Raw genomic sequence first — 20271 nt, 5'->3', positions numbered from 1 at the left:
TCAGGAGGCCGAGGCTACTTGATCGCGGAAAGGCGGCGGCGCCTGCCCTGGCGTCCGGTCGGGGACTGGGGGGCAGGCGCCGTCAGTGTCCGTACGCCTTTGTACGGGACGTCTGTTGAGGTGTGCCTCAGACCATCAGCGAGCGGTCCGTCGGGCGGATCGGGGCCGGGAGGTCGCTGGCTCCGGTGAGGAAGCGGTCGACGCCCTTGGCGGCCGAACGGCCCTCGGCGATCGCCCAGACGATCAGGGACTGGCCGCGGCCCGCGTCACCGGCGACGAAGACGCCGGGGACGTTGGTCTGGAAGTCGGCGTCGCGGGCGATGTTGCCGCGCTCGTCGAGGTCGAGACCGAACTGCTCGACCACGCCGTTGACCCGGTCGGTGCCGGTGAAGCCCATGGCGAGGGTGACCAGCTGGGCCGGGATCCTGCGCTCGGTGCCCGGCTTCTGGGTGAGCTTGCCGTCGATGAACTCCACCTCGGTGAGGTGCAGCCACTGGACGTTGCCGTCCTCGTCGCCCTCGAAGTGGGTGGTGGAGACGGAGTAGACCCGCTCGCCGCCCTCCTCGTGCGCCGAGGTGACCTTGTAGAGCATCGGGAAGGTCGGCCACGGCTGGTTCGGCGCCCGGTCCTCGCCCGGCTTGGGCATGATCTCCAGCTGGGTGACCGACGCCGCGCCCTGGCGGTGGGCGGTGCCCACGCAGTCCGCGCCGGTGTCGCCGCCGCCGATCACGACCACGTGCTTGCCCTCGGCCGAGATGGGAGAGGTGACGTAGTCGCCCTCCTGGACCTTGTTGGCCAGGGGCAGGTACTCCATGGCCTGGTAGACGCCCTTGAGCTCGCGGCCGGGGACCGGCAGGTCACGGGCGGTCGTGGCTCCTGCGGCGATGACGACCGCGTCGTACCGCTTCCTCAGGTCGGTCGCCTTGAGGTCGCGGCCGATCTCGATACCGGTACGGAAGCGGGTGCCCTCCGCGCGCATCTGCTCGATACGGCGGTTGATGTGCCGCTTCTCCATCTTGAACTCGGGGATGCCGTAGCGGAGCAGGCCGCCGATGCGGTCGGCGCGCTCGTAGACGGCGACGGTGTGACCGGCCCGGGTGAGCTGCTGGGCGGCGGCCAGGCCCGCGGGGCCGGAGCCGATGACGGCGACGGTCTTGCCGGACAGGCGCTCGGGGGCCTGCGGAGCGACCGTGCCCGCCTCCCACGCCTTGTCGATGATCGAGACCTCGACGTTCTTGATGGTGACGGCCGGCTGGTTGATGCCGAGCACGCACGCCGACTCGCAGGGGGCCGGGCAGAGGCGACCGGTGAACTCCGGGAAGTTGTTGGTCGCGTGCAGCCGCTCGGAGGCGGCGGTCCAGTCCTCGCGGTAGGCGAAGTCGTTCCACTCGGGGATCAGGTTCCCGAGCGGACAGCCGTTGTGGCAGAACGGGATGCCGCAGTCCATGCACCGGCTGGCCTGCTCGCTGATGATCGGCAGCAGTGAGCCGGGGACGTAGACCTCGTTCCAGTCCTTGACGCGTTCGCTGACGGGACGGGTCTTGGCGACCTCACGGCCGTGGTTCAGGAAGCCCTTCGGGTCAGCCATTGATCGCCGCCTCCATCATCTTCTCGTGGGTCTCGGTCTCGGAGAGACCGGCTCGCTCGGCGGCGTCCTTGGCGGCGAGCACTGCCTTGTACGTGCTGGGGATGATCTTGCTGAACCGCTGCACGGCCGTGTCCCAGTCGGCGAGCAGCTTCTCGGCGACCGTCGAGCCGGTCTCCTCGGCGTGCCGGCGCACCACGTCGTGCAGCCACTGCTTGTCGGTGTCGTCGAGGGCCTCGACGGCGCCGACGTTGCCGGCGTTGACGTTGTCGACGTTCAGGTCGATCACGTACGCGACGCCACCGGACATGCCGGCCGCGAAGTTGCGGCCCGTCTGGCCGAGGACCACCGCGTGACCGCCGGTCATGTACTCGCAGCCGTGGTCGCCCACGCCCTCCGAGACGACCAGCGCGCCGGAGTTGCGGACGCAGAACCGCTCGCCGGTACGGCCGCGCAGGAACAGCTCGCCGCCGGTCGCGCCGTACGCGATGGTGTTGCCCGCGATCGTCGAGAACTCGGCGAGGTGGTCGGCCGCCCGGTCCGGACGGACGATCACGCGGCCGCCCGAGAGGCCCTTGCCGACGTAGTCGTTGGCGTCGCCCTCCAGGCGGAGCGTGACACCGCGCGGCAGGAAGGCGCCGAAGGACTGGCCGGCCGAGCCGGTGAAGGTGATGTCGATGGTGTCGTCGGGCAGACCCGCGCCGCCGAACTTCTTCGTCACCTCGTGGCCGAGCATGGTGCCGACCGTGCGGTTGATGTTGCGGACCTTGACCTGGGCGCGCACCGGCTGGGCGTCGGTGGCGCTGGAGGCGGCCAGGGCGTCGGAGGCGAGCTTGATCAGCTCGTTGTCCAGGGCCTTCTCCAGGCCGTGGTCCTGCGCGACGGTCTGGTGCAGCGCCGCGCCCTCGGGCAGCTCGGGCACGTGGAAGAGCGGGGTCAGGTCCAGGCCCTGCGCCTTCCAGTGGTTGACGGCGCGGGTGACGTCGAGCGTCTCGGCGTGGCCGACGGCCTCCTCGATGGAGCGGAAGCCCAGCTCGGCGAGGATCTCGCGGACCTCCTCGGCGATGAACTTGAAGAAGTTCACCACGTACTCGGCCTTGCCGGAGAAGCGGTCGCGCAGCACCGGGTTCTGGGTGGCGACGCCGACCGGACAGGTGTCCAGGTGGCAGACGCGCATCATGATGCAGCCGGAGACGACGAGCGGCGCGGTCGCGAAACCGAACTCCTCGGCGCCGAGCAGCGCGGCGATGACGACGTCACGGCCGGTCTTCAGCTGGCCGTCGGTCTGTACGACGATCCGGTCCCGCAGGCCGTTGAGCAGCAGGGTCTGCTGGGTCTCGGCGAGACCGAGCTCCCAGGGGCCGCCCGCGTGCTTGAGCGAGGTGAGCGGGGAGGCGCCCGTACCGCCGTCGTGACCGGAGATGAGCACGACGTCCGCGTGGGCCTTGGACACACCGGCCGCGACCGTGCCGACGCCGACCTCGGAGACCAGCTTGACGTGAATCCGCGCCTGCGGGTTCGCGTTCTTGAGGTCGTGGATCAGCTGGGCCAGGTCCTCGATGGAGTAGATGTCGTGGTGCGGCGGCGGAGAGATCAGGCCGACGCCCGGGGTGGAGTGCCGGGTCTTGGCGACCCACGGGTAGACCTTGTGGCCGGGCAGCTGGCCGCCCTCGCCGGGCTTGGCGCCCTGGGCCATCTTGATCTGGATGTCGTCGGCGTTGACCAGGTACTCGGAGGTGACGCCGAAGCGGCCGGAGGCGACCTGCTTGATGGCGGACCGGCGGGCCGGGTCGTACAGACGGTCCGGGTCCTCGCCGCCCTCACCGGTGTTGGACTTGCCGCCCAGCTGGTTCATGGCGATGGCGAGGGTCTCGTGGGCCTCGCGCGAGATGGAGCCGTAGGACATGGCACCGGTCGAGAACCGCTTGACGATCTCGGAGACGGGCTCGACCTCGTCGACGGAGATGGCCGGGCGGTCCGACTTGAAGCCGAAGAGGCCGCGCAGCGTCATCAGCCGCTCGGACTGCTCGTTCACGCGGTCCGTGTACTTCTTGAAGATGTCGTAGCGGCCGGAGCGCGTGGAGTGCTGGAGGCGGAAGATCGTCTCCGGGTCGAACAGGTGCGGCTCGCCCTCGCGACGCCACTGGTACTCGCCGCCTATGTCGAGGGCACGGTGCGCCGGCGCGATGCCGGAGGCCGGGTAGGCCTTGGCGTGGCGGGCGGCGACCTCCTTGGCGATGACGTCGATGCCGACGCCGCCGATCTTGGAGGCGGTGCCCTTGAAGTACTTCTCGACGAAGCCCTCCTCGAGACCGACGGCCTCGAAGACCTGGGCGCCGCGGTAGGAGGCGACCGTCGAGATGCCCATCTTGGACATGACCTTCAGGACGCCCTTGCCGAGGGCGTAGATCAGGTTGCGGATGGCCTGCTCGGACTCCATGCCCGGCAGGAAGGTGCCCGCGCGGACCAGGTCCTCGACGGACTCCATGGCCAGGTAGGGGTTGACGGCGGCGGCGCCGAAACCGATCAGGAGGGCGACGTGGTGGACCTCGCGGACGTCACCGGCCTCGACCAGCAGACCCACCTGGGTGCGCTGCTTGGTGCGGATCAGGTGGTGGTGGACGGCCGCGGTGAGCAGCAGCGACGGGATCGGCGCGTGCTCGGCGTCCGAGTGCCGGTCGGACAGGACGATCAGGCGGGCGCCGTTCTCGATGGCCGCGTCGGCCTCGGCGCAGATCTCGTCGATCCGCGCGGAGAGCGCCTCGCCGCCGCCGGAGACCCGGTACAGGCCGGAGAGGGTCGCGGCCTTGAAGCCGGGCATGTCGCCGTCGGCGTTGATGTGGATGAGCTTGGCCAGCTCGTCGTTGTCGATCACCGGGAAGGGCAGCACGACGGAGCGGCAGGAGGCGGCGTTCGGGTCGAGCAGGTTGCCCGAGGGACCGAGGGACGAGCGCAGGCTGGTCACCAGCTCTTCCCGGATCGCGTCCAGCGGCGGGTTGGTGACCTGCGCGAACAGCTGGGTGAAGTAGTCGAAGAGCAGCCGGGGGCGCTCGCTCAGCGCCGCGATCGGCGAGTCGGTGCCCATGGAGCCGATCGGCTCGGCGCCGGCCTTGGCCATCGGCGCGAGGATGAGGCGCAGCTCTTCCTCGGTGTAGCCGAAGGTCTGCTGGCGGCGGGTGACCGAGGCGTGGGTGTGGACGATGTGCTCGCGCTCGGGCAGGTCGCCCAGCTCGATCTCGCCGGCCTCCAGCCACTCCGCGTACGGCTGCGCGGCGGCGAGGGTCGACTTGATCTCGTCGTCCTCGATGATGCGGTGCTCGGCGGTGTCGACGAGGAACATCTTGCCGGGCTGGAGCCGGCCCTTGCGGATGACCTTGGCGGGGTCGATGTCGAGGACGCCGACCTCGGAGGCGAGGACGACCAGGCCCTCGTCGGTGACCCAGTAGCGGCCGGGACGCAGACCGTTGCGGTCGAGAACGGCGCCGACCTGGACGCCGTCGGTGAAGGTGACGGTGGCGGGGCCGTCCCAGGGCTCCATCATCGTGGCGTGGAAGCCGTAGAAGGCGCGGCGGGCCGGGTCCATGGAGTCGTGGTTCTCCCACGCCTCCGGGATCATCATCAGCACGGAGTGCGGCAGCGAACGCCCGCCCAGGTGCAGGAGCTCCAGCACCTCGTCGAAGGACGCCGAGTCCGAGGCGTCGGGCGTACAGATCGGGAAGACGCGGTCCAGCTTCTCCTGCGGGCCGAACAGGTCGGAGACCAGCTGGGACTCGCGGGCGCGCATCCAGTTGCGGTTGCCCTTGACGGTGTTGATCTCACCGTTGTGGGCGACGAACCGGTAGGGGTGCGCGAGCGGCCACGACGGGAAGGTGTTCGTGGAGAACCGGGAGTGCACGAGCGCGATCGCGGACGCGAAGCGGCGGTCGGACAGGTCCGGGAAGAAGGGTTCGAGCTGGCCGGTGGTCAGCATGCCCTTGTAGACGATGGTCCGCGCGGACAGCGACGGGAAGTAGACGCCCACCTCGCGCTCGGCGCGCTTGCGCAGCACGAACGCCTTGCGGTCCAGCGCGATGCCCTCGCTGGCGTGGTCGGTGACGAAGACCTGCCGGAAGACCGGCATGGTGGAGCGGGCGGTGGCGCCGAGCAGCCCGGGGGCGACCGGAACCTCGCGCCAGCCGAGGACGGTGAGGCCCTCCTCGCCGGCGATCGTCTCGATCCGCGAGACCGCGTCCTGGGTGCCGTCCTCCGGGAGGAAGGCGACACCGACGGCGTACGAACCGGCCGCCGGCAGCTCGAATTCGGCCACCTCGCGGAAGAAGGCGTCGGGCACCTGGGAGAGGATGCCCGCGCCGTCACCCGAGTCGGGCTCGGAGCCGGTCGCGCCGCGGTGCTCCAGGTTGCGCAGAACCGTGAGCGCCTGCTCGACCAGCGCATGGCTCGCCTCGCCGGTGAGGGTGGCCACGAAGCCGACGCCACAGGCGTCGCGCTCGTTGCGGGGGTCGTACATACCCTGCGCAGCAGGGCGAGCATCCATGAACGACCAGTTCTGGCCATTCGTGGAGTGCTGGGACGGCTGGCGCGGCGTACGCATCGGCTCTCCCGTCGTCGTCAGTGGCATATAGCAGGTGCCGAGGGACGACGCTGGCCCTCTGCGTTTTTGTTGCGAAATTTCACGCAGGTTACATGATGGAGCGGTTCTCGGGAACTGGATACACCGTTCCAACATGCGGACGCCGCAGGGGTGTACGGCGAGGTACCGCACAAAGCGGTCAAGGTGGTGGGGGACCGATCCGGACAGATCCGTGTCCATCGGTCCGCGGGGGCGGGGTGAGCGTCGCGCCACCCCACAGGTGCCCGGCAGGCGTCATTGCCCGCGGCGCTTACGGCTCATGCCCGGTGGTTAAGCATTCGAAACCAGCGAGTAACGGGTACTTATGCGGCCCAACGCATAGGTACCAGTCGCACTATCCTACGGCCGTCCCGAACAGAGTACCCAGGGCGTACGTCACACCGGCGGCCGCGCCACCCAGCGCGAGCTGCCGCAGACCGCTGAACCACCAGCTCCGCGCGGTCACCTTGGCCACCACGGCACCACACCCGAACAGCCCGGCGAGCGCCAGCAGCAGGGCGGGCCAGAGCGCGGTCGCGCCGAGCAGGAACGGCAGCACGGGCAGCAGCGCGCCCAGCGCGAACGCCCCGAAGGAGGAGACGGCGGCGACCAGCGGGGAGGGCAGTTCGCCGGGGTCGATCCCGAGCTCCTCCCGGGCGTGTATCTCCAGCGCCTGCTCCGGGTCGGTGGACAGCTGCCGGGCGACCTCCCGCGCGAGCGCCGGCTCGACGCCTCTCGCCTCGTACAGGGCGGCCAGCTCGGCCTCCTCGTCCTGCGGATGCCTGCGCAGCTCGGCGCGCTCGACATCCAGCTCGGCCTCGACGAGCTCGCGCTGCGAGGCGACGGAGGTGTACTCGCCGGCGGCCATGGAGAAGGCGCCGGCGGCCAGCCCCGCGAGCCCGGTGATGACGATGGTCCGCGGACCGACGGCCCCACCCGCGACACCGGTCATCAGGGCGAGGTTGGAGACCAGTCCGTCCATGGCACCGAAGACGGCAGGGCGCAGCCACCCGCCGTTGACGTCCCGGTGGGTGTGGTTGTCGCGGTGGGCCTCGTGCAGGGACGCCTGGGTCTCGATGACGGCCATGTGGGTTCCCCCAAAAGTTCTCGCAGCACGCCTCCAGATAAGCTGAGGCAAAGCTAACTTTGGACGCATTCTATCTTTTGACAACGCTCACGATACGTCGCGGCATTCCCCGTCGCCAGCAAGGAAAGGCTCGGCTAACCTGCGGTTTTGCACCTCTCCGCTCACACGTGCTCGGTGCTGCACAGATGTCGACCGGGTGATGTGAAGGCCGTCCAGGCTGCGGTCAACCGCCGTTGGTGGGACACATCCGCAAACGGTTCCGCGCCCCCGCGCGAAGCCCCTCCCGGAGAGGCCCGCCCATGTCATCGATCGTCTGCACCGCGCCGGTCCCCGCTCCCGACGAGCCCGCCTCCGACCTGCGGGACCGGGCTCGGGGCGCGCTGCTGGGCCTGGCCGTGGGCGACGCGCTCGGGGCCCCGGCGGAGAACATGAAGCCCTCCGAGATCCGCGCCCGCTGGGGCCGCATCACGGGATACGTGACCGACCGCCCCGCCGGTACGGACGACACCGAGTACGCGATCTTCTCCGGGCTCCTCCTCGCCCGGCACGGCTCGGCACTGACCCCGGCCCATGTCGAGGCGGCCTGGCACGAGTGGATCGCCGACCGCGCCGAGGGCCCCTTCAAGGGCGCCGGCTTCAGCGAGCGCGGCACCCTGGAGAACCTCCGCCGGGGCCTGGCCGCCCCCATCTCCGCCCAGCACCGGCACGCCTGGAGCGACGGCCTCGCGATGCGGGCGGCGCCCTTCGGCGTCTTCGCGGCGGGCCGCCCCGCCGAGGCGGCCCGGCTCGTCGCCGTCGACGGCTCGGTGAGCCACGAGGGCGAGGGCATCTACGGCGGCCAGGCGGTGGCGGCGGGGGTCGCGGCGGCGATGGCCGGGGCCCCTTCGACGGCGGTGGTCGCGGCGGCCCTCGCGGTGATCCCGGACGACTCGTGGACGGCCCGCTCCCTGCGTCGCGCGGTGTCGGTCGCCCACCGCGGCGAACGGGCGGTCCGCGCCGCGGTGGTCATCGGCGGCTACCCCTGGACCGACCTGGCCCCGGAGGCGGTGGCGCTGGCCTTCGGCGCGTACGCGGCGGCGGACGGCGACTTCCGGGACGCGGTGCTGACGGCCGTCAACATGGGGCGCGACGCGGACACGACAGCCGCGGTGGCCGGCGCGCTGGCGGGCGCGACGCGGGGCGAGACGTCGATCCCACCGGAGTGGGGTTCGGCGATCGGCCCGGCCCGGGGCAGCTGCCTGCCGTCGATGAGGGGCCGCCACGTACTGGAGGTGGCGGAACTGCTGACGGACGCGGCTTGGAGGACAACCGGCCCACGACCCTCGCCACCGGCATTCCCACCGCCCGAGCCACGCCCCTCGGCCCCCGCCTCGCTGCCGACAGAACTACAACCCGCAACGCCGGCCCTTCCGCCTACCAAGCCACAACCCGCAACGCCGGCCCTTCGGCCGACCGAGCCATCACCCCCCCACGCCGACCTCGCTGCCTACCGAACCACCACCCCCCACACCAGCCCCACCGCCCACCGAACCACAACCCGCAACGCCAGCCCTTCCGCCGACCGAGCCACCACCCCCCACGCCGACCTCGCTGCCTACCGAGCCGCAACCCGCTACGCCAGCCCTTCGGCCGACCGAGTCGGGTGGTGGGTGGGCGAGGTCTCGGGGGTCCAGGGGGCGGAGCCCCCTGGGGGCCGGGTGCGGCGAGGGACTCCGGTGAAGCGGCGTCGTATCGAGGGCCTCCTCCTCGGGCTCGCCGCAGGCGACGCCGCCGGCTGGCCTTCCGCGCGGCACCGCGCATCCCGCATGCCGGAATGGACCCGCCGCCTCACCCGCGAACTCGACACCTTCGCCGAGCACAACGCGACCACCACCCTCCCCGTCCCCATCGCCCTCAACCAACCCCCCGAACCCCTCCGCCTCGGCCCCTCCGACGACGCCGAGTGGGCGGCCTTCGCCGCGGAAGCCGTCCTGCGCGCCGGCGACGACACCGTCCTCGGCGACCTCAGCCGTGAGCTCCGTACCCGCGCCGCCATCGACCTCACCTGGACCGCCGTCGCCTCCGAGGTCGCCGCCGCGGCCGAACGCGCCCCGGAGATCGAGTCGGCCGTACTCCCGCTGCGCGCCCGCATCTCCGTCCGCGCCGGCCTCGGCAACCTCGCCGCCGGCCTGCGCCCGCCCGCCACCGGCCACGACAACCCGCACTACTTCGACGACGCGGCCTGCGTCCGCGCCTGCGCGCTCGCCGTCGCCTACCCCGGCGACCCCCAACGCGCCGCCGACCTCGCCGAGTTCGACGCCCGCTACACCCAGGACGGCGACGGCGTGCACGGCGCCCGGGCCATGGCCGCGGCCCTCGCCCTCGCCCTCGTCGGCGCCGAGGTCGAAACCTGCGTGGCGGCCGCCCTCACCGAACTCCCCGAGGCCACCGAGATCGGCCGCAACGCCCGGCACGCCCTCACCCTCGCCGGCACCTCGGACTCCGCGTTCGCCCTGATCCCCCTCCTCGAACACCAAATCGTCGACCACGTCTACAGCTACGGCATCGCCGCCGCCGAGACCGTCCCGGTCGCCCTCGCCCTCGCCACCGCCGCGCACGGCCGGATCGCCGAGGCCGTGCCCGCCGCCGCCTGCCTCTCCCGGGTCGCCGACTCGGCCCCCGCCCTGACCGGCGCGCTCACCGGCGCCCTCGGCGGCGCCGAAGAGATCCCGGAGTCCTGGCGGGACGCCTGCCGCACCCTCTCCGGCTGCGCCCTCCCCCGCCTCACCGACACCGACCTCGTGGAACTCGCCGAACTCCTGGAAGCCACACAACCGGCCCGTCCAGGTGGATGATTCGGTGCATGACGCCCAAAGGAGAAGAAAGCGCCGGAGCTTCGCTCGACGACCGGATCACCGGAGCACTGGTCGGGGCCGCCGTCGGCGACGCCCTCGGCGGTCCGGTGGAGGGATACTCCCCCGACCAGATCCTCGAACGGCACGGCGGCCGCGTCCACGGCATCGTCGGCCCCTGGAACGGCGACGCCTGGCGCACCGCCCGCCCCATCGCGCCGTACCACAAGGGCGACGGGCACGTCACCGACGACACGTTGATGACCCATGCGCTGGTACGGGTGTACGACAGGGTCCGCGACCATCTCGACGCTTACGCGATCGCCGACCACCTGGTCCCGGACCTGATGACCAACCCCCGCTGGATCCCGGAACTGGAGACGGAGACCCTCCCCCTCCACCGCGTCTTCCTCGCCGAGAAGTGGCTCGTGACCCGCCTCCACTACGGCCACGCCGACCCCCGCGAGGCCGGCGTCGGCAACATCGTCAACTGCGGCGCCGCGATGTACATGGCCCCGGTCGGCCTGGTCAACGCGGCGAACCCGCGGGCCGCGTACGCCGAGGCCCTGGATGTCGCGGGCGCCCACCAGTCGTCGTACGGCAGAGAGGCGGCGGGCGTCTTCGCGGCGGCGGTGGCGGCGGCGACGGCGCCCGGCGCGACAGCGGATTCCGTGGTCGGCGTCTGCCTGTCCGTGGCGAGGGACGGCACGCGCACGGCGATCGAGAAGGTCTGTGAAACGGCGGCGCACCACACGGACTTCGAGTCGGCGCTCGTCCCGCTCCGCGACGCGATCGCCCCCTACGACACGGTGGGCCCCGACTACCGGTCCCCCTCCCTCGGCGCCCGCCGTCCCTCCCGCCTGCACGCCATCGAGGAACTCCCCATCGCCCTGGGCATGCTGCTGGTGGCCGACGGGGACCACCGGCACGCCGTCCTCGGTTCCGTCAACTACGGCCGGGACTGCGACTCGATCGCGACGATGGCGGGCGCGATCGCCGGGGCGCTGGGCTCGCCGGTTCCGCCGGAGTGGTCGAAGCAGGTCGCGGAGGCCAGCCGCCTCGACCTCTGGGAACCGCCCCGCACGCTGGCCGCCGTGACCCGCGAGATCTTCATCCGCGACACGGAACGCCGCCGCGCCCACGAGGAGTCCTTCGCCCGCCTCGGAGGCCCGAGTTGCTCCGCCTGACCTGGGTCCAGCCGGAGGACCTGCTGGGCCATGAGCTGCGCCAGGCCCGCCAGGACGGACGGGAGCCGTCGGCCGTCGAGGCGAGGTGGCGGGCGGCGGGGGGCATGGACGCGCCGCCGCGCGCGGGCGCGTCGCCGGACCGGGCGTCGCGCTATCTGCGCCAGCTGGCGGAGGACCTGCTCGACGAACTCGCGGACCTCCCGAGCAGGTTGAACGAGCCGACGGAGCTGGCCGAGATCAAGGCGCTGTGTCCCCAGTGGCCGAATGCGCCACGGGGAGGGCGGTGCGGGCCCTCGTGCGGCTGCGGGTGCGACGTGGCTGATCGCGCAGTTCCTCGCGCCCCTGACGGGGCGCCGCACAGCCGCGTCCTGCACAGCTGCGCCCGGCAGGCGCCGGCCGGCGTCCCCACTCCCGCGTCGCCCCCCACCCCCCGCGCCTACCACGCCGCCTGGCTGGGCCGGGCCGTCGGCTGCCTGCTCGGCAAACCCGTCGAGAAGCTCCCCCTCCACGCCATCCGCGAACTCGCCCGCGCCACCGGCAACTGGCCCCTGAACCACTACTTCACCGCCCACGGCGTCCCCCAGGACCTCCTCCTGGCCCACCCCTGGAACCGCCGCTCCGCCCCCACCTCCCTCGCCGAGAACATCGACGGCATGCCCGAGGACGACGACCTCAACTACCCTCTCCTCAACCTCCTCCTGCTCCAACACCACAGCAGGAACTTCACCACCACCGACGTAGCCGCCCTCTGGCTCGCCGAGCTCCCCGCCGGCCGCACCTTCACCGCCGAGCGCGTCGCCTACCGCAACCTGCTCACCGGCATCGAACCCCCGCACACCGCCCGCCACCGCAACCCCTTCCGCGAGTGGATCGGCGCCCTCATCCGCGCCGACGCGCACGGCTGGACCAACCCCGGCGACCCGGCCGCCGCGGCCGAACAGGCCCACCGCGACGCCGTCCTCACCCACACCGCCAACGGCGTCTACGCGGCGATGTTCACGGCGGCCGTCATCGCCACCGCCGCCACCGGCACCCACGACGTCCACGCCTGTCTGCGCACCGGCCGATCCGTCGTCCCGCCCCGCTCGCGCCTCGCCCACGCCATCGATCACGCGATCCGGCTCGCCGAGGAACACGCCGACTTCGACACCGTCGTCGACGCCCTCCACGCCACCCACTCCGCCACCCACCACTGGGTGCACGCCATCCCCAACACCGCCCTGATCGCCGCCGCCCTCACCCACGCCGACGGCGACTTCACCGGCTCCGTCCGCCGTGCCGTGAGCGGCGGTTGGGACACCGACTCGAACGGCGCGACGGCGGGATCCGTCGCCGGACTGCTCGCCGGCGACCCCGACGCCCTCCCGGACCGCTGGACGACCCCGCTCAAGAACCGACTCGCCACCTCCGTCGCCGGCTTCGACGGCACCGGCTTCGACACCCTCGCCCACCTCACCCACCTGGAGGCGACCCGCTCATGACCCACATCGCCGTACTGGGCAGCATGAACATGGACCTCGTCGCGTACGCCGAGAAGGCCCCACAGCTCGGCGAGACCGTGACGGGACGAGCATTTCGCACGATCCCCGGCGGCAAGGGCGCCAACCAGGCGATCGCCGCCGCCCGCGCCGGCGCCACCGTCTCGATGATCGGCGCGGTCGGCCACGACGTCTACGGCGCCCGGATGCGCGAGACCCTCGAACACTCCGGCGTGGACACGGACTCGCTGCGCACGATCGAGGGCCCCTCCGGCACCGCGCACATCGTCGTGGACGACGAGGGCGGCAACGCGATCGTCGTGGTCCCCGGCGCGAACGGCACCGTCGACCATCTCTCCCCCGGCGACGAGGGCGTCATCGCCTCCGCCGAGACGCTCCTGCTCCAGCTGGAGATCCCTCTCGCGGCGGTGGTGGCCGGAGCGCAGGCCGCCCGCCGGCACGGTGTCCGGACCATCCTCACGCCGTCCCCCGCCCGCCCGCTCCCGTTCGAACTCCTCAACAGCATCGACCTGCTGGTGTCCAACGAGCGGGAGGCGGCCACCCTCACCGATCGCACCGACCCGCGCGACGCGGCGGCCGCGCTCCTCGACCGGGTGCCGCAGGTCGTCGTCACGCTCGGCGGGGCCGGCAGCCTCTACCTCACCCGCGACGCCGCACCCCTGGTCATCCCCGCCCCCCGGGTGACCGTCGTGGACTCGACGGGCGCGGGCGACACCTTCGTCGGCGCCCTCGCGGTGGCCCTGGCCGAGGAGAAACCGATCCGGGAGGCCCTGTCCTGGGCGGCCGCCGCGGCGGCGATCTCCGTACAGCGGGAGGGGGCGACGGAGTCGATGCCGTACCGCCCGGAGATCGAGGCCCAGTACACCGCATGAACACGACACCCACGCCACCCACTCCGTCCACGCCACCCACTCCGTCCACGACGCCCGTGCCGCCCACGACGCCCGTGCCGCCCACGAGCCCGGCGACGCACCCCGAGGCCCCGCTCCCGCCCCTCACCGGCCTGCGCGTCCTCGATCTCGCCACCCTCTTCGCCGGTCCGCTCGCCGCCACCCTGCTCGGGGACTTCGGCGCCGAGGTCGTCAAGGTGGAGCACCCCGCCAAGCCCGACCCCTCCCGGGGCCACGGCCCGGCCAAACACGGCGTCGGCCTGTGGTGGAAGCTCCTCGGCCGCAACAAGCGCGCCATCACCCTCGACCTGTCCAAGCCCGGCGGCCGTGCCACGCTCCTCAGGCTCGCCGCCACCGCCGACGTGATCGTGGAGAACTTCCGCCCCGGCACCCTGGAGAAGTGGGACCTCGGCTGGGCGGAACTCTCCGCCGCCAACCCGCGCCTGATCCTGGCCCGGGTCACCGCCTTCGGCCAGTTCGGCCCCTACGCCCATCGCCCCGGCTTCGGCACCCTCGCGGAGGCGATGAGCGGGTTCGCGGCGATCACCGGCGAACCGGACGCCCCGCCGACGCTGCCCCCGTTCGGGCTCGCCGACTCCATCGCGGCGCTGGCCACCGCGTACGCCGTGATGACCGCGCTCGCCGCCCGGGACCGCACCGGCGAGGGCCAGGTCGTCGACATGGCGATCATCGAGCCGATCCTGGCCGTCCTCGGCCCCCAGCCCACCTGGTACGACCAGCTCGGCTACGTCCAGGAACGGACCGGCAACCGGTCCGCCAACAACGCCCCGCGCAACACCTACCGCACGGCGGACGGCAGCTGGGTCGCCGTGTCCACCTCGGCCCAGTCGATCGCGGAACGCGTGCTGCGACTGGTCGGGCGACCGGAGCTGATCGACGAGCCGTGGTTCGCGACCGGCGCCGGCCGGGCCGCGCACGCCGACGTCCTCGACGCGGCCGTCGGCGGCTGGGTCGCCACCCGCTCCCGTGCCGAGGTGCTGGCCGAGTTCGAGAAGGCGGAGGCGGCGGTGGCGCCCGTCCAGGACGTACGGGACGTCATGGCGGACCCGCAGTACCAGGCGCTGAACACGATCACCACCGTTTCCGACCCCGAGCTGGGCCCGCTGCGCATGCAGAACGTGCTCTTCCGGCTCTCGGCCACGCCCGGCGCGATCCGCTGGACCGGCCGCCCGCACGGCGCCGACACGGAGGAGGTCCTGGCCGAGCTGGGCATGACCCCGGCCCAGGTGCGGGTCCTGCGGGCGGAGGGCGCCGTATGACCACCGCGCCCTTCCCGCTGACCTGGCTGTACGTGCCCGGCGACCGGCCCCGTGTCGTCGCCAAGGCGCTGGCCTCCGGAACCGATGTGGTGGTGATCGACCTGGAGGACGCGGTCGCCCCCGACCGCAAGGACTACGCCCGCGCCGCCACCGCGGAGCTCCTCACCCACTCCCAGCCGGTCCCGGTCCACGTCCGGATCAACGCCCTGGACACCCCTTGGGCGCAGGCCGATCTCCAGGCCCTTCTCTCCCTCCCCGGCCTCGACGGCCTGCGCCTCCCCAAGGTGACCAGCCCCGAGGACATCCGCCACGTCGCCTCCCGGACCACCGCACTCCCCCTCTACGCCCTGCTCGAATCGGCCCTCGGCATCGAACACGCCTACGCCATCGCCGCCGCCCACCCCGCCCTGCGGGGCATCTCCCTGGGCGAGGCGGACCTCCGGGCCGACCTGGGCGTACGGGACGACATCGGCCTCGACTGGTCCCGTTCCCGGATCGTGGTGGCCGCGCGGGCGGCGGGCCTCGCCCCACCGCCCCAGTCGGTCCACCCCGACACCCGCGACCTGGGCGGCCTCGCCGCCTCCTGCGCCCACGGCCGCGCCCTGGGCTTCCTGGGCCGCGCCGCGATCCACCCCCGCCAGCTCCCGATCATCGAACGCGCCTACCTCCCCACGGAGGCCGAACTGGAACAGGCCGAAACTGTCATCAAGGCAGCCACCACAGAACAAGGCGCCCAAGCCCTTCCCGACGGCAGCTTCATCGACGCGGCGGTGGTGGCCGCGGCCCGCAGAACCCTCTCCCTGACCGACCGCCGGTGATCTTTTCCGTCGGCCACGCCGCAGCCGGTCTTGTTCTTCCGCCGCGTCGGCGAGGACCACGACGGCGCGGTCCGGCGGTGCCGGACCCGGCGCGACCCCGACGGCCCGCACGCGAAGAGGGCGCCCGGTTCGGTCCCGGGCGCCCTCTTCGTCGTACAGCGGCAGGTCAGCTCTTCTTGGTCCCCGAGCCGGCCTCGTCCTTGACCTCGTCGGCGGCGTCGTCCTCGGCACCGGCACCGGCGCCCGCGTCGGCTTCGGCCACGTCCGCGGAGGTGTCGGCGTCCTTCACCTCGGCGGCCTCCGCGTCGCCGCCGGCCTCGGCCTCACCGTCGATGACGCCCGGCTCGACCACCGCCTCCCGGCCCGGCCGCTTCTTCGCGGAGAGCACCATGTACAGCACCGCGAGCAGGAACACGATCAACGCGGTCCAGTCGTTGAGGCGCAGGCCCAGAATGTGGTGGGCGTCGTCGACGCGCATGTACTCGATCCAGCCGCGGCCCACACAGTACGCGGCGACGTACAGCGCGAAGGCCCGCCCGTGGCCGAGCTTGAAGCGGCGGTCCGCCCAGATGACCAGGAAGCCGACGCCGACGCACCACAGCGACTCGTAGAGGAAGGTCGGGTGGTAGTAGCCCGGGATCCGGCCGCCCTCGGAGGAGGTGATGTGCAGGGCCCACGGCAGATGGGTCTCGCGGCCGTACAGCTCCTGGTTGAACCAGTTGCCCCAGCGGCCGATCGCCTGGGCGAAGGCGATGCCGGGAGCGATGGCGTCGGCGTAGGCCGGCAGCGGGATGCCCCGGCGCCGGCACCCGATCCACGCGCCCACCGCACCCAGCGCGATCGCGCCCCAGATGCCGAGGCCGCCCTGCCAGACCTTGAACGCGTCGACCCAGTCACGGCCCGCGCTGAAGTACAGCTCGTAGTCCGTGATCACGTGGTAGAGACGCCCGCCGACCAGGCCGAACGGTACGGCCCAGACCGCGATGTCGGCCACGGTGCCGGCCCGCCCGCCCCGGGCGATCCAGCGCTTGTTTCCGAGCCAGACGGCTACGAAGACACCGATGATGATGCAGAACGCGTAGCCGCGCAGCGGGATGGGTCCGAGGTGGATCACTCCGCGCGACGGACTGGGAATGTAGGCAATCTCTTCCATGGCAGGGTCGACGCTACCGTGCCGGGCCGGGCCGACGGCAACCAGCCCGGCTACGGCTCCATAACGGGGGCGTGAGAAACGCTTACCCCTCCTACTGCTTGTTCGCGTCCTCGACCAGCTGCTTCAGCTTGGCCGGGGTCATGGTCTGGTCCTGGTAGATGTTCTTGCCGTCGAGCAGGACGGTCGGCGTGCCGTTGAACTTCGCCGCCTGGAAGGCCTGGTTGGATTTCGCGACCCAGGAGTTGTGCGTGCCGTCCTTGACGCACTTCTGGAACGCCGGCGTGTTCAGCCCCTGCACCTTGCCGGCCAGCTCGATCAGCTTGTCGTTGCTCGCGAAGGCGTCGTCCGTCTCCTTCGGCTGGTTCTCGTACAGCACGTCGTGGAAGTCCCGGAACTTTCCGGCGTCCTGGGCGCAGGCCGCCGCGTTGGCCGCGTTGCGGGAGCCGCTGCCGCCGAGGTTGCCGTCGATCAGCGTGACCAGGTGGTACTCGATTCTGAGCCGGCCGGTGTCGGCCAGCTCGTGGAGCGTCGGCCGGTACGCCGTCTCGAAGGCCTGGCAGGCCGGGCAGCGGAAGTCCTCCCAGACGGTGAGCGTCGCCTTGGCGCCGTCCTTGCCGACCGGGATCGCGAGGCTGTCCTTGCCCTGCGCGCCGGAGGGCGCCACGACCGGGCCCGAGCTCTCACCGCTCTTGTCCTTGCCCGAGTTCGCGGCGATCACGCCGACCACCGCCGCCAGGCCCAGGACACAGACGACGCTCGCGCCCACGATCAGCGCGCGCCGCCGCTTCTCCGCGGCCCGGTGCTTCTCGCGCTCGGCCGCCAGCCGCTCACGGGCCATCCGCTTTCCGTCACGATTCTTCTCGCTCACACCCCCAGAACGAACCGGGGAGGCGCACCGCGCCTCCCCGGTCCCAGGTCCACCCGTTCGAGTGACCGAATGTTCTGTTATGCCAGGCGACGCCCCCTATGGGGCATGCCTGGCCCTACGGCTCACGCCTGTCCGCGCACGCCCTTCGCCAGATCCCCGGCGAGTTCCCGGACGGCCGCCACGCCGGCCGCGTGGTCCGGCGCGTCCAGCATCCGCTTCACGAAGGCCGAACCGACGATCACACCGTCGGCGAAGCCGGCGACCTCGGCGGCCTGGGCCGCGTCGGAGACGCCGAGGCCGACGCAGACGGGCAGCTCGGTGCCGGTGGCCCGGGTGCGCTCGACCAGGTTCTGGGCCTGCGTGCCGACCGATGCGCGGGTACCGGTGACGCCCATCAGCGAGGCCGCGTAGACGAACCCGCTGCCCGCCGCGGTGATCTTCGCGAGCCGCTCGTCCTTGCTGCTCGGCGCCACGACGAAGACCGTCGCGAGGCCGTGCTTCTCGGCGTGCTCGCGCCACAGGGCCGATTCCTGGACCGGCAGGTCGGGCAGGATGCAGCCCGCGCCGCCCGCCTCGGCGAGCTCCGCGGTGAAGCGTTCGACGCCGTAACGGTCGATGGGGTTCCAGTACGTCATGACGAGGATCGGCTTGCCGGTGGCCTCGTAGGCCTCCTTGACCGTGCGCATGACGTCCGCGATCTTCACACCGCCGCGCAGGGCGATGTCGTCGGCGGTCTGGATGACCGGACCGTCCAGGACCGGGTCGCTGTGCGGCAGCCCGACCTCGACGACGTCCGCGCCGCCGTCCAGCACGGCCTTGATCGCCTCGATGCCGCCGTCCACGGTCGGGAACCCGGCCGGGAGGTAGGCGATGAGCGCGGACCGGCCTTCGGCCTTGGCACCGGCGAGGGCGTCGTCCAGCGCCCGGATGTTCCCGCTCACTTGGCGTCCCCCTCGATCTCGGCGGTGGCGGTGGCGTCGGCGGCGACCTCGGCATCGGGGTCGTACAGTCCGAAGTAGCGCGCGGCGGTGTCCATGTCCTTGTCGCCACGGCCGGACAGGTTGACGACGATCAGCCCGTCCTTGCCGAGCTCCCTGCCGACCTCCAGGGCGCCGGCGAGGGCGTGAGCGCTCTCGATGGCCGGGATGATGCCCTCGGTGCGGGAGAGCAGGCGCAGGGCCTGCATGGCCGCGTCGTCGGTGACCGCACGGTACTCGCCGCGGCCGGAGTCCTTGAGGTAGGAGTGCTCGGGGCCGATGCCCGGGTAGTCCAGACCGGCCGAGATCGAGTACGGCTCGGTGATCTGGCCCTCGTCGTCCTGGAGCACGTAGGACCGGGAGCCGTGCAGGATGCCGGGCTCGCCGGCGGTGAGGGTGGCCGCGTGCTCGCCGGTCTCCACGCCGTGGCCCGCGGGCTCGCAGCCGATCAGGCGGACGCCCTCGTCGGGGATGAAGGCATGGAAGAGGCCGATGGCGTTGGAGCCGCCGCCGACACAGGCGATGGCCGCGTCGGGGAGCCGGCCGGCCCGCTCCAGGAGCTGGCGGCGGGCCTCGACGCCGATGACCCGGTGGAAGTCGCGGACCATCGCCGGGAAGGGGTGCGGGCCGGCGACCGTACCGAAGAGGTAGTGGGTGTGGTCGACGTTGGCCACCCAGTCGCGGAACGCCTCGTTGATCGCGTCCTTGAGGGTGCGGCTGCCGGACTTCACGGCGATGACCTCGGCGCCGAGGATGCGCATCCGGGCCACGTTGAGGGCCTGGCGCCTGGTGTCGATCTCGCCCATGTAGATGGTGCAGTCGAGGCCGAACAGCGCGCAGGCGGTGGCCGTCGCCACGCCGTGCTGTCCGGCGCCGGTCTCCGCGATCACGCGGGTCTTGCCCATGCGCTTGGTGAGCAGGGCCTGGCCGAGCACGTTGTTGATCTTGTGCGAGCCGGTGTGGTTGAGGTCCTCGCGCTTGAGGAAGACGCGCGCGCCGCCGGCGTGTTCCGCGAAGCGGGGGACCTCGGTGAGGGAGCTGGGGCGGCCGGTGTAGTTGACCATCAGGTCGTCGAGTTCGCGGGCAAACTCGGGGTCGTGCTTGGCCTTGTCGTACTCGACGGCGACCTCGTCCACGGCGGCGACGAGGGCCTCCGGGATGAACTTGCCGCCGAAGGCGCCGAAGTAGCCCTCGGACGAGGGCACCTGGCCTTCGGGGTCAGGGAAGAAGAAATCGCTGGGCATGCGGAAACCTCACGGTGAGTGCCGATGAAAAACACTGTTCGCCGTGGGGGCGGAGCCTGGTGTACGACCTCAGGCCGTGTGTGGCTGGTCGCGCAGTTCCCCGCGCCCCTTTGGGGCGCGCTGCCATCGACGTCCGTTCACCTGGCCGGGCTCGTCACCGATGACATAACGCACCCGACGGCCGTGGACGCGCCTCGCCGGGGCTCGGCAGCCCCGGGGGCGGCAGCCGCGCGCGAGGCGGGC

The 20271-nt window shown here is 72.0% G+C and carries 13 protein-coding genes and 1 pseudogene; 7 read left to right on the top strand and 7 right to left on the bottom strand.

All coding sequences use genetic code 11. The features are described from left to right. Positions 1-127: 127 nt before the first annotated feature. The 3 genes from AB0P24_RS17600 to AB0P24_RS17590 all read right to left on the bottom strand — a co-directional run bounded on the left by AB0P24_RS17600 (position 128) and on the right by AB0P24_RS17590 (position 7281). Entirely contained in the window at positions 128-1588 is a 1461-nt protein-coding gene (locus AB0P24_RS17600) for a glutamate synthase subunit beta (RefSeq protein ID WP_365794840.1), read from the bottom strand. Beyond that, positions 1581-6176 carry a glutamate synthase large subunit gene (gene gltB, locus AB0P24_RS17595; protein WP_365794838.1) on the bottom strand — a complete coding sequence of 1532 codons (4596 nt, stop codon included), beginning with the start codon at positions 6174-6176 and terminating at the stop codon, positions 1581-1583. The genes AB0P24_RS17600 and gltB overlap by 8 nt, the downstream gene beginning before the upstream one ends. Before the next feature lie 373 nt (positions 6177-6549). Further along, entirely contained in the window at positions 6550-7281 is a 732-nt protein-coding gene (locus AB0P24_RS17590) for a VIT1/CCC1 transporter family protein (protein WP_365794836.1), read from the bottom strand. Positions 7282-7580: 299 nt separating this feature from the next. Between AB0P24_RS17590 and AB0P24_RS17585 the strand changes: the two are divergent. From AB0P24_RS17585 to AB0P24_RS17555, 7 genes and pseudogenes are all read left to right on the top strand, one after another. Next, positions 7581-8423 (top strand): annotated as a pseudogene (locus AB0P24_RS17585) (ADP-ribosylglycohydrolase family protein); the annotation flags it as partial. Positions 8424-8552: 129 nt separating this feature from the next. After that, complete coding sequence (locus AB0P24_RS17580) at positions 8553-10115, top strand: ADP-ribosylglycohydrolase family protein (RefSeq protein WP_365794908.1); 1563 nt, start codon at positions 8553-8555, stop codon at positions 10113-10115. An 8-nt stretch (positions 10116-10123) separates the two neighbouring features. Further along, positions 10124-11299 (top strand): ADP-ribosylglycohydrolase family protein, encoded by a 1176-nt coding sequence (locus tag AB0P24_RS17575; RefSeq protein WP_365794834.1) that lies wholly within the window; start codon positions 10124-10126, stop codon positions 11297-11299. Continuing rightward, positions 11287-12780, top strand: a complete 1494-nt coding sequence (locus AB0P24_RS17570; RefSeq protein WP_365794832.1) for an ADP-ribosylglycohydrolase family protein — start codon at positions 11287-11289, stop codon at positions 12778-12780. The genes AB0P24_RS17575 and AB0P24_RS17570 overlap by 13 nt, the downstream gene beginning before the upstream one ends. Further along, positions 12777-13670 (top strand): ribokinase, encoded by an 894-nt coding sequence (gene rbsK, locus AB0P24_RS17565; RefSeq protein ID WP_365794830.1) that lies wholly within the window; start codon positions 12777-12779, stop codon positions 13668-13670. The genes AB0P24_RS17570 and rbsK overlap by 4 nt, the downstream gene beginning before the upstream one ends. Beyond that, complete coding sequence (locus AB0P24_RS17560; RefSeq protein WP_365794828.1) at positions 13667-14968, top strand: CoA transferase; 1302 nt, start codon at positions 13667-13669, stop codon at positions 14966-14968. Before rbsK ends, AB0P24_RS17560 begins: the two co-directional genes overlap by 4 nt. After that, on the top strand, positions 14965-15786 hold the full coding sequence (locus AB0P24_RS17555; protein WP_365794826.1) for a CoA ester lyase: 822 nt from the start codon (positions 14965-14967) through the stop codon (positions 15784-15786). Before AB0P24_RS17560 ends, AB0P24_RS17555 begins: the two co-directional genes overlap by 4 nt. Positions 15787-15952: 166 nt before the next feature. Here the strand turns inward: AB0P24_RS17555 and lgt are convergent, their stop codons facing one another. From lgt to trpB, 4 genes are all read right to left on the bottom strand, one after another. Continuing rightward, positions 15953-16939, bottom strand: a complete 987-nt coding sequence (gene lgt, locus AB0P24_RS17550) for a prolipoprotein diacylglyceryl transferase (protein WP_365794824.1) — start codon at positions 16937-16939, stop codon at positions 15953-15955. A gap of 91 nt (positions 16940-17030) precedes the next feature. Beyond that, positions 17031-17807 carry a thioredoxin domain-containing protein gene (locus AB0P24_RS17545; protein WP_365794822.1) on the bottom strand — a complete coding sequence of 259 codons (777 nt, stop codon included), beginning with the start codon at positions 17805-17807 and terminating at the stop codon, positions 17031-17033. Between the two features lie 122 nt (positions 17808-17929). Further along, positions 17930-18748: a tryptophan synthase subunit alpha gene (trpA, locus tag AB0P24_RS17540; RefSeq protein ID WP_365794820.1), complete on the bottom strand. Its 819-nt coding sequence runs from the start codon at positions 18746-18748 to the stop codon at positions 17930-17932. Next, on the bottom strand, positions 18745-20028 hold the full coding sequence (gene trpB / locus AB0P24_RS17535; protein WP_365794818.1) for a tryptophan synthase subunit beta: 1284 nt from the start codon (positions 20026-20028) through the stop codon (positions 18745-18747). The genes trpA and trpB overlap by 4 nt, the downstream gene beginning before the upstream one ends. Positions 20029-20271: the final 243 nt, after the last annotated feature.

Origin of the sequence: Streptomyces sp. NPDC086519 (assembly GCF_040686075.1) — a bacterium.
In the GTDB taxonomy this organism is placed as follows: domain Bacteria; phylum Actinomycetota; class Actinomycetes; order Streptomycetales; family Streptomycetaceae; genus Streptomyces; species Streptomyces shenzhenensis.
Note: the sequence above shows the minus strand (reverse complement) of the source record. Positions and strands in the feature narration are given on the sequence as shown.

What these genes read in the sequence shown, in the direction of transcription:
- gltB (WP_365794838.1), bottom strand. Translation starts at nt 6,176, where the DNA reads ATGCGTACGCCGCGCCAGCCGTCCCAGCACTCCACGAATGGCCAGAAC.
- AB0P24_RS17575 (WP_365794834.1), top strand. Translation starts at nt 10,124, where the DNA reads ATGACGCCCAAAGGAGAAGAAAGCGCCGGAGCTTCGCTCGACGACCGG.
- AB0P24_RS17600 (WP_365794840.1), bottom strand. Translation starts at nt 1,588, where the DNA reads ATGGCTGACCCGAAGGGCTTCCTGAACCACGGCCGTGAGGTCGCCAAG.
- lgt (WP_365794824.1), bottom strand. Translation starts at nt 16,939, where the DNA reads ATGGAAGAGATTGCCTACATTCCCAGTCCGTCGCGCGGAGTGATCCAC.
- trpB (WP_365794818.1), bottom strand. Translation starts at nt 20,028, where the DNA reads ATGCCCAGCGATTTCTTCTTCCCTGACCCCGAAGGCCAGGTGCCCTCG.
- AB0P24_RS17560 (WP_365794828.1), top strand. Translation starts at nt 13,667, where the DNA reads ATGAACACGACACCCACGCCACCCACTCCGTCCACGCCACCCACTCCG.
- AB0P24_RS17590 (WP_365794836.1), bottom strand. Translation starts at nt 7,281, where the DNA reads ATGGCCGTCATCGAGACCCAGGCGTCCCTGCACGAGGCCCACCGCGAC.
- AB0P24_RS17555 (WP_365794826.1), top strand. Translation starts at nt 14,965, where the DNA reads ATGACCACCGCGCCCTTCCCGCTGACCTGGCTGTACGTGCCCGGCGAC.
- rbsK (WP_365794830.1), top strand. Translation starts at nt 12,777, where the DNA reads ATGACCCACATCGCCGTACTGGGCAGCATGAACATGGACCTCGTCGCG.